Origin of the sequence: Leptospira sanjuanensis, from assembly GCF_022267325.1 — a bacterium.
GTDB classification, from domain to species: Bacteria; Spirochaetota; Leptospiria; order Leptospirales; family Leptospiraceae; genus Leptospira; species Leptospira sanjuanensis.
The window spans coordinates 1,800,163-1,814,110 of sequence record NZ_JAIZBG010000001.1; the positions used below are offsets into that span (position 1 = coordinate 1,800,163).

The window sequence follows — 13,948 nt, forward strand, 5'->3', positions numbered from 1 at the left end:
TGATTGAATCCGAGGAAACGAAAACGTATTTTTCGCCGCGGGAAACGACGGAGATGAATTTTCAGGATTTGAACGCTTCGTTGGCGAGTTTGTCTGCGACTGAATTTTTTTCACGGGGAACATGCGTTATCTGGAAAGTATGCAAGGACGAAACGAGTTTGTCCACTTCCTTTTTGTATTCGATAAGATTGGGATGTTTCACCTTGTATCTTCCCGTGACCTGACGAACCACGAGTTCCGAATCCATGTGCGCGTGAACGGAATCGAACTTCCGGCGGATACATTCTTCCAGACCTTTTTTTAAGGCGGTCCATTCCGCGACGTTGTTGGTCGTGTCTCCGATTCGTTCGGAAATTCTGAATTCCTCCCGATCGCCTTCGTAGGCAACAATACCGATGGACGAAGGGCCGGGATTTCCTTTGGAGGCCCCGTCGCAAAAGATCGTAATCAAGAATTTTTTTCCTTTCGCAATAGATCGATTCCGAATCGGATCGGTTTCCAGACGATCACGTAAAACAAAAGCAGTCCGCCCTTTACGATTCCGCTCAAAAACGTGAGAACGAATTCCAAGATCCAGTTCGTGACGGAATAGAACGCTTCCGGGTTGAAAAGAGTAAAGAGAAAGGAAACGAGCCCCAATCCCAAAAGAACGAATTGTAAAACCGCGTTTCCGATTAAAAAAGAAAGAAGACTAACGATCGTGAAAAATAAGGCTAAGCGGAGTCCGCGTTTTTTGACTTCGAAGTTCATAAAGAGTTCGTGCATCTGTAAATTCTTTGATCCTTGCACTTGGGTTTCGTTTACGGCCATACTGAAAACAACCGCCTCTTTCGTCGAGTTTTCCCTAAAAAACTTTACGAGTCCGCCGCGATATGTCATCCTTTCCTAGATGATCCGGCAAAAACTGCAAGACTTGGTCGATTCTCTTCCGATTAGTCCGGAAAGAAGTTGTTCGTATTATCCGGATCGCCTCAGTCAGATTCAATACCTTCCGTTTCAAGGGGAGATCGCAAAGGAAGCTCTTCAGTTTTTTTTCGATTCCGGTTTTCGTAGAACCGGCAACATTCTGTATCGGGCGTCTTGCAACGGGTGCAAGGATTGTCTGAGTTATCGGATTCCTCTGGATCAATTCACTCCGAGCCGGAACCGCAGGCGTCTTTTAAAAAAGAATTCCGATCTTACGATTCGCTTTGCGCCTCCTTCTCTCACAACAGATAAGGAACGTCTGTATTTGCGTTATCAAAGGTTGCGCTACGAGAGTTTCGTAAGCGGAGAATCGGATCAGGAACTTCTGGAAGGAATGCGTTGGAATCTTTTCGGCACTCCGGAGAATTCTCTCGAAATGACTTTGTGGCTGGGAGAAAAACTTCTCGGCTTTATGATCTTGGACTACGCTTCGGATTCTCTCTCAGCCGTTTATTCCGTGTATGATCCGGAATATCCCGATCGAAGTCTGGGCAGCTTTGCGATTCTCTGTTCGATTTTATACGCCAAGGAATCGGGAATGAAATTTTATCATTTGGGATATTTCCTTCCCGGTCATCCCGATATGGATTATAAAAAGTTTTGGGGACCGTCCGAGATCCGCGAACCGGACGGAACGGATTGGACGTCGTTCGAGGAATTTCAAAAAAGCCACGCGGACTTTTCCTGGTAGAGGATTCTCCCTTTAAATCATACTTGTCAGTTCCGTTTCTTTTCTTAAAACGGATGAATATGGCAAAAAAAATCATCGTCGTGGGTGCATCTAGCGGTATCGGAAAAGAATTGGCTCTTCTTCTTTTGGAGCGGGGAAATACGGTCACTCTCGTGGCTCGTCGCGATAAGGAACTGAAAACGATCGCCGCTCCTTACAAATCAAACGCATTCATCATCAAACACGACGTTACGAACTTCGATCAGGCGGACTCCGTTTTTCAGAAGGCGGTCAAGTCGATGAAGGGACTCGACGAAATCTATTACGCTTCCGGAATCATGTACGACATCAAACCGGAAGAGTTCGACACATCAAAGGACATCGCCATGTTGAACACGAATCTTTTGGGTTGTGTGGCTTGGCTCAATCCCGCGGCGGCGCTGTTTCAAAAACAGAAAAGCGGAAAGATCATCGGAATCTCCTCCATCGCGGGTGACCGCGGAAGAAGAGGAAATCCGGTCTACAACACATCCAAGGCCGGAATGAACACGTATCTCGAAGCGCTTCGCAATCGTCTTGCGGTTTTAGGCGTTCAAGTTCTCACCGTAAAACCGGGGTTTATCGATACGGCGATGACGCAGGGGATGAAAGGTCTTTTTTGGCTCATCTCCGCGAAAGAAGCCGCTTCGATTATTTTGAAGGCGACCGATTCCGGAAAAGAAAACATCTACGTTCCCGCGCGCTGGGGATTTGTTGGATTGATCATCCGTTGTATTCCTTCCTTTATCTTCAGACGTCTTTCCATTTGATCTTTCAGGATTAAAGGGGGTAACACATGGCAACCGCATCCAAAGCAAAGACTTCTTCCCCGAAGAAGAAGTCTTCCGCAAAAACTTCGAAACCATCTAAGACGAAAAAATCGTCGATCGACATCGCGCTTCCCGCTCCGAGTAAGGTGGAAGCGTGGGGAATGAATCATCATTCGATGTCTCCCGTCGTATTTCCCGAAACGGAAGAGGACTTCCGCGATCTCTTTTCGTATGCAAGTTCGAAAGGGATAAAACTTACGTTCCGCGGAGGAGGCTGCAGCTACGGAGACGCGGCGACCAACACGAAGGGAATCGTCATCAATATCTCGAAATACAATCGAATCTTAGAATTCAACGCGAAGACAGGAGTTCTCAAAGCGGAATCCGGAGTAACGATCAAACAACTCTGGGAATTCGGAATCGAAAAAGGATTTTGGCCTCCCGTCGTAAGCGGAACCATGTTTCCGACGCTCGGCGGCGCTTTATCCATGAATATCCACGGAAAGAACAACTTCGCCGTGGGACCGATCGGGGATCATATTCTCGAGTTCACCTTTATGACGCCCGACGGAAAGGTTCTTACCTGTTCCCGTAAGAAGAATCAGGAACTGTTCTTCGGAGCCATTTCCGGCTTTGGGATGTTAGGCGCTTTTTTGACCGTGACGATTCAGATGAAACATATCTACGCCGGAAAGATGAAGGTATGGCCGGTCGTAAGTAAAAATCTGCAGGATATGTTCGACTACTTCGAACGGGAATACAAACATTCCGATTACCTCGTGGGTTGGGTGGACGCGTTCGCATCTGGAAATTCTCTCGGAAGAGGACAGATCCACAAAGCGGTTCATTTAAAAAAGGGAGAAGATCCCGATTTTCCGGAAAACTGTAAATTAGAAAAACAGAATTTACCCGGCACCTTTCTCGGAGTGATTCCCAAGGCTTGGATGTGGATGTTTATGCTTCCTTTCTCCAACAACCTCGGAATGAGACTCGTGAACTTCGCGAAGTTTATCTCCGGTTATCTGACCAACAACAAACCCTATATGCAAGGGCATGCGGAGTATGCGTTCTTGTTGGATTACGTTCCGAACTGGAAGTTTATGTATAAACCCGGCTCGATGATCCAATACCAGAGTTTTATACCCAAGGAGAACGCGGTCGACGGTTTTTCGGAAATTTTAAGAATCTGCCAGAAGAGGGGAATCGTCACTTGGCTCGCTGTATTCAAAAAGCATAAACCGGATCCGTTTCTTCTCACGCACGCGCTCGACGGATATTCGATGGCGATGGATTTTCCCGTTACTTCCGGAAACAAAAAAAGACTTTGGGAACTTGCGGGAGAATTGGACGAGATCGTGTTGAAGTACGGCGGCAAATTCTACTTTGCCAAAGACAGCACGCTCCGACCGGAAATCGTTCAACGTGCGTTTCCCAAAAAAAATCTCGAAACCTTTCATTCCCTCAAAAAGAAATACGATCCGAAAGGAATTTTGGAAACGGATCTGTATAGAAGGATTATGGGAATCTGGTAAAATCGTATGGGCCGATGGAACGCGTTTGTAACTTCATTTAAAAAGAATAAGGATATAAAAGTATTCCTCGTTCTTTTTGCTGCGGGCGCTTTTATCCGGCTTTTCCGACTGGATCTGCAAAGTCCCTGGGAAGACGAGCTCTTTTCGATCCGTGCATCCTCCGAGACTTCGCTTAACAATCTTTGGGATTGGATGAAGAACGATCCACATCCTCCCTTGTATCAAACCGTATTGTATTTTTGGTTTCAGCTTTTCGGTCCCACGGTTTTTGTCGGGAGAATGCTCAGTGCAATCGCGGGATTGTCGGTTCCGCTCGCGTTTTACGCGTTTTCTCCCGCGGCTCTCAGCGGACGAATTCGAGTGAGCGTCGCGGCGCTTTTGAGTTTATCGACCGGGTTGATTTATTATTCGCAGGAACTTCGTTCTTACAGTCTATTGATTTTGTTTTGCACGATTCAGTTGACGGTTCTTTTAAAACTAGTCTACGAAGAGGACAAGAAGTCCTCTCTTACATGGAGTTTATTAGGAATTTCTTTAGTAGCGTCTTATACTCACTTTTTCGGATTTATCTGGTCCGCCTCCTCGTTTCTTGGAATCTTTTTGTACGAATGGATTCTTTCTAAAAAATTTCCCAAGAGAGAATTCTTTTTCGGGATAGGGTTTGCGATTTTGTTTCTTCCCGCCTTATATCTTTTATTCAATTCGGATAAGATCGGGATCGCATCTTGGATTCCGGAAGCGGGATTAACCGCGTTTCTCGTCTTCTTCGATCTGATGTTTCATTCCGGAATTTTAAAGAAGTTTATACCGGGAATCGTCGCTTCCTTAGCTTTATTTGCCGGGTTTGCCTCTTTGTATTTTCAAAGGAATCAAAACGATTCCGAGTCGGTGAATTTGGAACAAGCTCATAAAAAGGCTTCTATTTTGCTTCTTTTGATCCTACTGATTTTTTCCGTTGTCCTGGGGATCTTATCCGCGATTCAGCCTTTGATCACCGCGAGAAATCTTTTGGTTACGGCTCCCGCTTTGTATTTTTTGGTCGCAACGGGTTTTTCTCTTTTTCCTATCTACAAAGGAAGAAGATTGGAATCCGTTTTGATTTTGATTTCAATCGTTTCGCTCTATTATTTTACCCGATATTATTATAAACCGTATAAGGAACAGTGGAGAGAAAGCTCCCAATACATCATTTCCGAAATAAAGGAACATCCGGAAGAGTTTACGATATTATGTTCTTCTCATGCGTATAACATGGAATATTTCCTAAAAACCGCGGGAATTCAAGGGGTCGTTCCTAAAATTTACAGCAAGGAAGAAGCGGATCTTTTTATAAAAGACCCCGCCCGCAGAAAACTCGTGATCCTCGAAACTTCGTGGAAATATCTCGATGCGGAACAAGTGGACGTTTTGTTCAGTCGCAAAGTATTCGATCGGAATGATCGGTTGTTTTACGGAATGCGCGTCATCTCCATTCGCAAATAGCATCACGGAATCGTAATCAATTATGAAGAAAAAGAATATCACTTATGTCATCCCCTGTTTGAACGAGGAAAAAACGCTTCCTCTCGTTTTGGAAAAGCTCGTTCGACTCAAGAAAGAATTGAAACAATACAACGTTGAAATTCTCGTTTCCGACAACGGAAGCAAAGATAAATCGGTATCGATCGCAAAGAAGTTCGGCGCGAAAGTCGTACATTGCAAAGAAAGAGGATACGGGGCCGCGCTCAACTTCGGAATTATCAACGCCGGCGGAGAAGTAGTTCTTTTTGCGGACGCTGATGATACGTATGACTTTCTGGAATCGCCCGCACTGCTTGCGGAGATCGAAAAAGGTGCGGAGTTCGTGATCGGCTCCCGGTTGGACGGAACGATTCATAAAGGTGCGATGCCGTTTTTGCATCGTTATTTGGGGACGCCGGTCATAAACTGGATTATCAATGTATTATATTCAAAAAAAGGAAATCGTGTAAAGGACGCGAACTCAGGCTTTCGTTGTTTCTTAAAAAAGAAATATCTGGAATGGGAGATCGAAAGTACGGGAATGGAATTCGCTTCCGAGATGCTCGTTAAAGCGCTGAGAAGCGGAGTGAAACTTTCACACGTTCCGATCAGTCTTCATCCTGATGTTGCGGGAAGGGTTCCTCATTTAAGAACTTGGAGGGACGGGATGAGACATCTTTTACAGATTCTCATCCATTCTCAGCAGCTTTTTTATTATACTGGTTTTGCTCTGTTTTTTACGGGATGGGCGATTACGATCGCGGGTTATTTTACGGGAATCATTCAAGTGGGACCGTTCCATATCTTCGGAATTCATTCGCTTACCGTTTCCCTTCTCGTTGCGACTTTAGGGCAGACGGTCTGGGCGATCGGTCTGTTTTTGGCGGCTCGTAAGATTCCGGAACTCGGTTTGTATTCCAAGCTGAATCTTCTTTCCGAAGATTTGCTTTTCTGGTACTCCGCGAGAATGATTCTTTTCGTGGTTCTTCTTTTTGCTTTTATCGTGTTTCGCTGGTGGCGAAATGCCTTTCAGGTTCTCGATTTGGAAAAGGAGATTCTGATGATCAGCTTTTTGAGCGTTCAGATTTTAAATTTAATCGGACAAACGATTACCGCTCATCTTCTAAAAAGAACATAACGAGCGATCCTTAGAGAGCGAGTTAGACAAATTTTCGCGGAGCGATAAAAATTTGTCTATCAACGGAGTTGATAACTAGAGCGTTCGAACCGCTTCCCTGAATTTATATTGGAGACTGAATCGAACGACGCAATGCGCGGAGCGATAAAAATTTGTCTATCAACGGAGTTGATAACTAGAGCGTTCGAACCGCTTCCCTGAATTTATATTGGAGACTGAATCGAACGACGCAATGCGCGGAGCGATAAAAATTTGTCTATCAACGGAGTTGATAACTAGAGCGTTCGAACCGCTTCCCTGAATTTATATTGGAGACTGAATCGAACGACGCAATGCGCGGAGCGATAAAAATTTGTCTATCAACGGAGTTGATAACTAGAGCGTTCGAACCGCTTCCCTGAATTTATATTGGAGACTGAATCGAACGACGCAATGCGCGGAGCGATAAAAATTTGTCTATCAACGGAGTTGATACGTTCTGAGCGTGAAATCCAAAATCTTTTTTGAATCCTTTAATCTGTAAAAACGGTTCGGATCGGCAAAACGAACCGCGATCTTTTCCTTGTATTGTTGTTCCGGAAGATTCGGGTCGCGGGGCGGTTCCAGATCGTATTCTAAAATCGAGTAGGACGGAACTTGATTCTTTTTTAATGTTTCTTCGAGCGCAAGAGCGTCCCTCTCGTTAATAACCGCAAAGTGCATGGAAGTGAGATAAGAAGAACCTATCAAGTAATTCGTAAATTGTCCTTTGTGAACGATAATCTTTCTGGATTGAAACTCGTTTTGAATTTCGGTATAGGGAGTGATTGCGCCGAATAAAATTTTAAAACCCTCTCGCGTAAACTTGTAGTTATAATACAAACTCAATAAGACGACGAGGACCAAAACGTTTCCGGCTTTCGGAAACGTTACGCATCTTTGATACAGAAAAACAGAAATTCCTAATGACAAGAATAGAAAGCCCGATTCCAAATATCGCAAGCCGAAATGATGAACGCCCGCCGTGTAAGGACTAAAAAAAGCGATCGCGAAAACCGTTCCGATTCCCACCAAGCCGAAAACGGATTCTCCAGATAGTTTCTTTTTGCGAAATAGATTGGAAAGAATTCCTAAAACTAAAATCGCATAGGGAGCCGCCTTTAGAAAGCCGGACTTCGTCGCGTCTCCGAAAAGATATCCTTGAAAGATCACGATTTGTTTCGAGATCGAAAATTGACTCATCGCATCGCCGGAGCTGACAAGAAAGCGGATTCCCATCGGATGTCCCGAATAGAAATAATTCAAACTTCCGATTAGCAAAAACGATACTGCGGCTCCTAATACGGAAAAAGGGAGATATTCTTTCAGTTTGTTTCTGGATTCTTGAGTGAAAAAGGAAAGGAAGCCGAATAGGAAAACGGGAAAGGCGGACTCGGTTCTTAAAAAGAACGCGGTGACAGCCAAAAAACCGGAAAGAAAAGAAAATATTCTAAAATTTGAATGTTTTTTCTCGCCGGAGTCCGACGACAAGTCCGCAAACAAAGAGCGAAATAGATACAATGCAAAGAATAATAGAAGAAAATTGTTCAACGGAACTTCGGAGAATTCGACCGCGGAAAGCACGGGAAAACTGAGAACGAAAGGAATCGACGTCGCGAGCAAAATCGCCCATCCGACCGGAATAAAAAAAGAGAGGATGCGGTCAAATATCAGTAAAGAACCGAGCAGAAACAAAAGCGGTAGAAACGTGATTATTTTCGTTCCAAACGCGTACGCGGGAAGTCCGTTTAACAAAGCGAAAACGGGAGGGTATTGGAAAAGACAGTTTCGAGTTTCCTGATTCTTTAAAAAAGCCCAAGGATAATCGAAGGGGAAAAATCGATATTCAGGATCGTAGGTCTTACCCGGATAAATACATTCAGAATCCGTAAATCCTTCGAATCCCCTTTCGGCAAACATAATCGTTTGATAATATTTGATTTCCGAGTCGCTGGAAACGAACGGAAGTTTCTGATCCAGCTTGGATCGATTGAATCCTAAGAACAGAACAACGAGCATATAGAGGCCCGCGCGGACAGAAGGATGGGTAAGTCGGTTTAACATGGAGATTTATTCCGTAAATATGATATGAAACGGATCGGTTTTTTTGCCTTCCTCCCAATCGGTTCGAAAGTCGGAATTCGGATTTTTTTTCCGCAGAACCTCCGCTCTTTCCCTTCGGCAAATGGAAGAATAAGGATATTTCTGAACGCATTGATCCAAAAGGGATTCGCCTATGTTTTGATACTTTGGATCTTTTCGAAGAACCAAGGACGCGAGAACCAAGTTTTCCTCGGACCGGATCCAAATCCGATTCTTTACAATTTCTTCGGTAGGATAAGAAATTTTTTTTCTTTTACCGATCGTTTGTTTTTCTTTATAGATCAGAAAGTTATCGAGTTCGATCTCGTTTTGTGTGGAGACAAGAATCAAATTTCTAAGTCTTTGTTCCCAAGTCAGTTGAAAACAAAGAAATCCTAAAAGTATAAGAATACATCCGTAAATGATCTTAGATGCAGTCGTGTTCGCCCGAATCGTCCCCAATTTAGAACTCAGTTTTACTCGGATCAAGGACATACAAAGCGCGGCGGGAATAAAAAAATGCTGCTCGCCCAAATTGAAGTCGAAGAACTCGTGAACCGCGATAAAAACAAGAATTCCCGAAGTGAAAATTCCCAACCGTACCGTTTCTTTGCTTTGTGAAATTAACATACGATACGTGACGAACGAAAGACTTCCCGCGACGGTGAGAAAAACAAAAAAACCGAGAATTCCAAAACTTGTAAAAGCTTCCACATAGAGATTATGCGCCTGCGGATAGGAACGAAAGGAATGAAGAAAACGATAGAATTCTTCGTAACCAACCACGCCCGGATGTGATCCCGGAAGATGTGCGAGCAACGAATCCGCGTCCAATCCGATTCCGAAAACGGGGGAGTTTTCCAAAACCGATTGAAAATGAAATTTCCAGAGCGAAAAACGAATGAATAAGGTCTCCGGACTGAAATAGCGCGCTACGATTTCTTCCGGCAAAAGCAAAATCAAACCGAACGCGACGGAAAGAACAATCAGCGAAGACACGATCAGGGTCCGAAAGAAAAACCGTTTCGGACTCAATCGAAATACGATCATGCAAAGAGCGCCTAACGTGAAAGCCAATAAGCTCGCTCTCGATTGGTTGAAAAACGCGAGGTAAAGGGAAAGAAATCCGCTCGGAATTAAATACCACGCATGATTTCGATATTGGATCGCCGTATAAAACGCGACGAGGGCACAAAACGCGGAAATTACTCCGATTGCCGAAACCGGAAAACCGGCGTACGTCAAAAACATAGGCGGTTTCCAAAAATCAAACGGCCAAATCAAATGAACGGCTGAAAGCAGATTGATCGTATTCAGCAGAAGATCGATGCAAAGAATAAGCAACAATCCTTTCTTGATAAAGCGACTTGGATAGGAAGAGATCAGGAAAAAAACGAGAATTCCGGACAACAAAAGGCAAAGCTGCATAAGCGCCGCTTGCGATTTGTAGGAAATCAACGAGGATATCGTTATCAGAACGAAGAACAAGAGAACGATTCCGTGCATTCTGGAAAATACGATTCTTCTCGGAGATAAATAGAAAAACGAAGCGATGATAAACAGAAGGAGCGGGATGGTTTTGATGCTGGAAAAAAGAGGAGTCGAACAGGCAAACGCAACCGTATGAATGAATAAGAAGATCGGATGAAAGTTCTTAAAATACAAAATCAGAGTAATACAAAGCGCGGCTACATACAAAAGTTTTATATTTACCTTTTGCGGAAAATAGACGACAGGAGCACGGTTGATCCCGTTGATCGTGGAAAGTCCGATTAACAGAAGACAGGCTAACAGAAACAAAGGATGAATCCGATGATTCTTTTTCTTAAAAGAAATTCCCGCGCAGATTACCCAGACAAAAAAAGCGAATACGACCGAATCCCTGGAAAGAGCGGGATTGGAAGGATCGAAAAAAAACAGCAAAGATAAAGCGAAGGCAAGTAAGGGAAGAGGTAGAATTTTAATATTGAAAACTTGGCTCATCTAAGTTTTTGCAGTTCGTCCGAAACGAGAATAGTAGCAGGGTATTTGGCTCCCCGATTTTAGCAATCAAGATTCTCCCGACAAGAGATCCGTTCTTTTTTTGAAAAAACTTATCGATTTTTTCGAAACCATTCTTCCCGTTTCGGATCTTGTCCGTTTTGAAAATAGTAAGAATCGAATTCCGAAAATTTTTCTTTCCGTTGTGGCGCAGTGAGATTTAAATATTCGTATTTATAGGAATCCAAATACGACGGAAAATCGACGGCTTGGAACGAAGAAATTTTCAGCAGTTCGCTCATTACGCTCTGTGAGTAAAAAAGAATTCTCCACGGAGATGAAAAATCCCCCGTCAGAAATTCGTCGTATTCTTTTTTAATCGGAAGGCCGTTCGAGTAGAGCAAAATATGAACGCCTCTTTCTCGAAGGTAATCGAGAGGCGCGGATTTTCCGTGGCCGATTCTTTTTCGTTCTTTGAATTCCATTCGAGCGATCACTGGATCGGTAAGTCCCGCTTCGGTTTCGATCGCAACAATCGGATTTAAGTAATAGATCAAGATACATCCCGCTCCCGCAAAAGCGACTCGAACCTTCGAATCCTCGAAATGTTTTCTCCAAGGAAGAAGTCGGTCTCTGACGCGCTCCGTCGTTTCCCGTTTGTAAATTTGATTTTCATCGCTGATTCCGTTGATGATCGGGAACGCGGAACCTTTATAGAGATCCCATCTTAATCCGAGTAGAATCGGCATTGCGCAAACGATGGTAAGAATAACTTTCTCTTTTCTTTGATAAGAATCTCGAAGGAATTGAATTTTTTGTTCGGTCCAAACAAAAACCAAAGGAAGAATCGGAAGATAAAACCGGGAAAACATAAAGTCTCCTCCGATCCAGGTATAATAACCCGCGTATAAAATCGGAAAAAATATGAGTAGAATCCAACGGAAATCTCGGTTTGCGATCGGCTTTAACGCTTGTTCGCGAAGCGTTCGGGTGAAAGAAAAAAGAGCGAACAGAACGATCGGAATCATCGCGTAATACATCTTCAAAAAAGTCCAGAGATACAAAAGTCCTTGCGATAGATGAAAGCTTCCTCCCGACTTGGCATAAAACGTATTCGGAAGTAGGTTTCCATAATATTCTAATTTCCAAATATAGAAAAGAACAGGAGATAAATAGAAAAGAATACAAAGAAGCGCGAATTCGGAACGGAATACGACGGATTTTAGGTCATTCTTCCTCTCGTGAAACTCTTGAAAGACGCGAAGTGAAACGTAAATTCCCGCGAGGCCGTGAAACAAAAGTCCGTCCGGACGATTGAGGCAGCTCAATGCGGAAAGTCCGATTCCGAGAATCGTTCTATAAGAAATGATTCTTTGAGAATATATCAAATGATATGAAGACGCTATGAATATAAATCCGTGGAGAGATGTTTCCAATCCTCCCGTTGCAAAAACCCGGTTGTGGTGCAGGAGAACAAAACAAGAAAGTGCGAATGGAATCGGAAGATTGTCCTTCGAAATTCTCCTCGAAAAAAAAAGAAGATAAATACAAGTTCCCAAAAAGGATGCGATTCCGAAACAGTACGTCGCGTCCACGGGATGGATCCATTCTTTCCAATGAAACGGAATCAAAAGAACGGTCCAAAGAAAGTTCGTATAACCTTCGACATATTCTCCCGCGTTAAAAACAAGCCCTTTGCCGTCCGCAAAATTCTTCGCATAACGCAGGCTAATGAAAGCATCGTCTGCAATCCAGCGCATTTGAAACGCGGAAATGACACCGAATAAAATCAGCAGAATGCTAAAAGTGAAATACAAATTGCGCCTCAAATTCGCAGTCCTTTTACGGTAAGTAATACGAAGATTCGTATCCGTTTTTTTACGTTGTGCGGAATTTCCTTGTAGGATTGAGACAGTCCAAAATCGTGTAACTGAATGATAAAGCCTTCCGGCACGTTTCCGAAAACGAAATCAGAATGGGATAATTGGTTCCAGGCTGGGGAAATCATTCCTTTTTTTCAACCGATCCTTTCCGTGGAAAGGGATTCCATTTTCGGTTATGAAACCTTGGGAAGGTTCCGAGATCAATCCGGAAAAATTCATTCTCTCGGTCCTTTCTTTTTGGATGCGGAGTCGGATGTTCTGGATCATGCCGAGCGTAAGGAAATTTATCATCTCAAACGAGAGATAGACCGTGATCTCCGCAGAAAAGCGATCCTACATCTTTTGAAAAATCAACATCGCTTTCCTGACGCGAAACTTTTCCTCAATATTTCGCCGGCGTATATGAGAGATCATATCGAAGACGAAGAAAAGGATCCTTACACGATTCGTCTCGTAAAGGAATTGGGACTCAATCCCTCCAAGATCGTGATTGAAATCGTGGAAGAACATTTCGACGGAAGCATTGAATCGCTTCGTCCTTTGATTTCCCGTTATAAGGCGGAAGGGTTTTTAGTCGCGATCGACGACCTCGGCTCCCGTTCCTCCAACTTGGATCGGATCGGAATCTTTCATCCCGATATTCTCAAGGTCGATCTGCAGATGCTGCGGCATTCGGTCACATCCCGCAACTTTCAGGAAATTCTTTTTACGATTTCCCGTCTTTCGGAATCGTTGGGTTGTTCCTTGTTGTTCGAGGGAATCGAAAACGAAGCGGAACTTTTTCAATCCCTCACATACGGCGCGCGTTTCTTACAGGGATTTTATTTTGCGGAGGCTTTGCCCGAGATGATCGGACAGGAAGAGTTGAAGCTTCGCTTTTCCACTTTGCACGAACTCTTTTTGAATCACAAGCGTCAACAGCTCATTCGAAGAATCAAACGAGAGAACGAATTGGAGGAGAAGCTCGATCTTTCCGGAATTCTCGTAAACTCGGAGGAAGAATCCTGTTCGATCCAGATTCAAAATCCTTCCGTTCTCAGCGACTTTGTGTTTCGAATCTACGTCACAAGCCCGACCGGAAGTCAGCTATCCCCCAACTATATGCGGATCGGAGAGGTTTCGATGGATATCGATCTTTCCTTTGTGGGAAGAAACTGGAGTTGGAGACCGTATTTCCTCGAACAATTCTATAAATCGATGAAGGATTCTCGTGCGGAATGGATCATCAGCAATCCGTATTACGATATCAGCTACGAAATTCTGCTGGTAACCTACAGTAAAAAGCTACCGGACGGAAACGTTCTTTTTGTGGACGTGCAAGTTCCTGAATATTAGAAAATTATAAATCTTTAATCGTATTCGACCGTATT

At 43.8% G+C, this 13,948-nt stretch carries 11 protein-coding genes; 6 read left to right on the forward strand and 5 right to left on the reverse strand.

Going from position 1 to position 13,948, the window contains the following annotated elements; translation table 11 throughout:
* Positions 1 to 61: 61 nt before the first annotated feature.
* A complete protein-coding gene (locus LFX25_RS08125; RefSeq protein ID WP_238729800.1) occupies positions 62 to 451 on the reverse strand; it encodes a ribonuclease HI family protein in 390 nt (129 codons plus the stop codon).
* Positions 448 to 765, reverse strand: coding sequence for a hypothetical protein (locus tag LFX25_RS08130; protein ID WP_238731550.1), 318 nt, complete (start codon positions 763 to 765; stop codon positions 448 to 450). The genes LFX25_RS08125 and LFX25_RS08130 overlap by 4 nt, the downstream gene beginning before the upstream one ends.
* Positions 766 to 889: 124 nt before the next feature.
* On the opposite strand from LFX25_RS08130, the gene LFX25_RS08135 reads away from it, so the two are divergent.
* The 5 genes from LFX25_RS08135 to LFX25_RS08155 are packed head-to-tail and all read left to right on the forward strand — an operon-like array spanning position 890 to position 6,615.
* Positions 890 to 1,657: an arginyltransferase gene (locus LFX25_RS08135; RefSeq protein ID WP_238729801.1), complete on the forward strand. Its 768-nt coding sequence runs from the start codon at positions 890 to 892 to the stop codon at positions 1,655 to 1,657.
* 59 nt (positions 1,658 to 1,716) lie between these two features.
* Positions 1,717 to 2,445 carry an SDR family NAD(P)-dependent oxidoreductase gene (locus LFX25_RS08140; protein ID WP_238729802.1) on the forward strand — a complete coding sequence of 243 codons (729 nt, stop codon included), beginning with the start codon at positions 1,717 to 1,719 and terminating at the stop codon, positions 2,443 to 2,445.
* 26 nt (positions 2,446 to 2,471) lie between these two features.
* The gene (locus LFX25_RS08145; RefSeq protein WP_238729803.1) at positions 2,472 to 3,977 is read left to right on the forward strand and encodes an FAD-binding oxidoreductase; all 1,506 of its coding nucleotides are present in this window, start codon (positions 2,472 to 2,474) and stop codon (positions 3,975 to 3,977) included.
* A gap of 6 nt (positions 3,978 to 3,983) precedes the next feature.
* On the forward strand, positions 3,984 to 5,459 hold the full coding sequence (locus LFX25_RS08150; protein ID WP_238729804.1) for a glycosyltransferase family 39 protein: 1,476 nt from the start codon (positions 3,984 to 3,986) through the stop codon (positions 5,457 to 5,459).
* 22 nt (positions 5,460 to 5,481) lie between these two features.
* Positions 5,482 to 6,615, forward strand: a complete 1,134-nt coding sequence (locus tag LFX25_RS08155; RefSeq protein ID WP_238729805.1) for a glycosyltransferase family 2 protein — start codon at positions 5,482 to 5,484, stop codon at positions 6,613 to 6,615.
* A 459-nt stretch (positions 6,616 to 7,074) separates the two neighbouring features.
* Here the strand turns inward: LFX25_RS08155 and LFX25_RS08160 are convergent, their stop codons facing one another.
* The 3 genes from LFX25_RS08160 to LFX25_RS08170 form a co-directional block, all read right to left on the reverse strand.
* On the reverse strand, positions 7,075 to 8,697 hold the full coding sequence (locus LFX25_RS08160; RefSeq protein WP_238729806.1) for an LA_3751/LA_3752 family putative glycosyltransferase: 1,623 nt from the start codon (positions 8,695 to 8,697) through the stop codon (positions 7,075 to 7,077).
* A 6-nt stretch (positions 8,698 to 8,703) separates the two neighbouring features.
* Positions 8,704 to 10,698, reverse strand: coding sequence for an O-antigen ligase family protein (locus LFX25_RS08165; RefSeq protein WP_238729807.1), 1,995 nt, complete (start codon positions 10,696 to 10,698; stop codon positions 8,704 to 8,706).
* Positions 10,699 to 10,808: 110 nt separating this feature from the next.
* Positions 10,809 to 12,524, reverse strand: a complete 1,716-nt coding sequence (locus tag LFX25_RS08170; protein WP_238729808.1) for a hypothetical protein — start codon at positions 12,522 to 12,524, stop codon at positions 10,809 to 10,811.
* 105 nt (positions 12,525 to 12,629) lie between these two features.
* On the opposite strand from LFX25_RS08170, the gene LFX25_RS08175 reads away from it, so the two are divergent.
* The gene (locus tag LFX25_RS08175; RefSeq protein WP_238729809.1) at positions 12,630 to 13,913 is read left to right on the forward strand and encodes an EAL domain-containing protein; all 1,284 of its coding nucleotides are present in this window, start codon (positions 12,630 to 12,632) and stop codon (positions 13,911 to 13,913) included.
* Positions 13,914 to 13,948 lie beyond the last annotated feature (35 nt).

Coding starts and splice junctions, on each gene's coding strand:
- LFX25_RS08135 (WP_238729801.1), top strand. CDS start 890: ATGATCCGGCAAAAACTGCAAGACTTGGTCGATTCTCTTCCGATTAGT.
- LFX25_RS08175 (WP_238729809.1), top strand. CDS start 12,630: ATGATAAAGCCTTCCGGCACGTTTCCGAAAACGAAATCAGAATGGGAT.
- LFX25_RS08160 (WP_238729806.1), bottom strand. CDS start 8,697: ATGTTAAACCGACTTACCCATCCTTCTGTCCGCGCGGGCCTCTATATG.
- LFX25_RS08165 (WP_238729807.1), bottom strand. CDS start 10,698: ATGAGCCAAGTTTTCAATATTAAAATTCTACCTCTTCCCTTACTTGCC.
- LFX25_RS08145 (WP_238729803.1), top strand. CDS start 2,472: ATGGCAACCGCATCCAAAGCAAAGACTTCTTCCCCGAAGAAGAAGTCT.
- LFX25_RS08155 (WP_238729805.1), top strand. CDS start 5,482: ATGAAGAAAAAGAATATCACTTATGTCATCCCCTGTTTGAACGAGGAA.
- LFX25_RS08140 (WP_238729802.1), top strand. CDS start 1,717: ATGGCAAAAAAAATCATCGTCGTGGGTGCATCTAGCGGTATCGGAAAA.
- LFX25_RS08130 (WP_238731550.1), bottom strand. CDS start 765: ATGCACGAACTCTTTATGAACTTCGAAGTCAAAAAACGCGGACTCCGC.
- LFX25_RS08150 (WP_238729804.1), top strand. CDS start 3,984: ATGGGCCGATGGAACGCGTTTGTAACTTCATTTAAAAAGAATAAGGAT.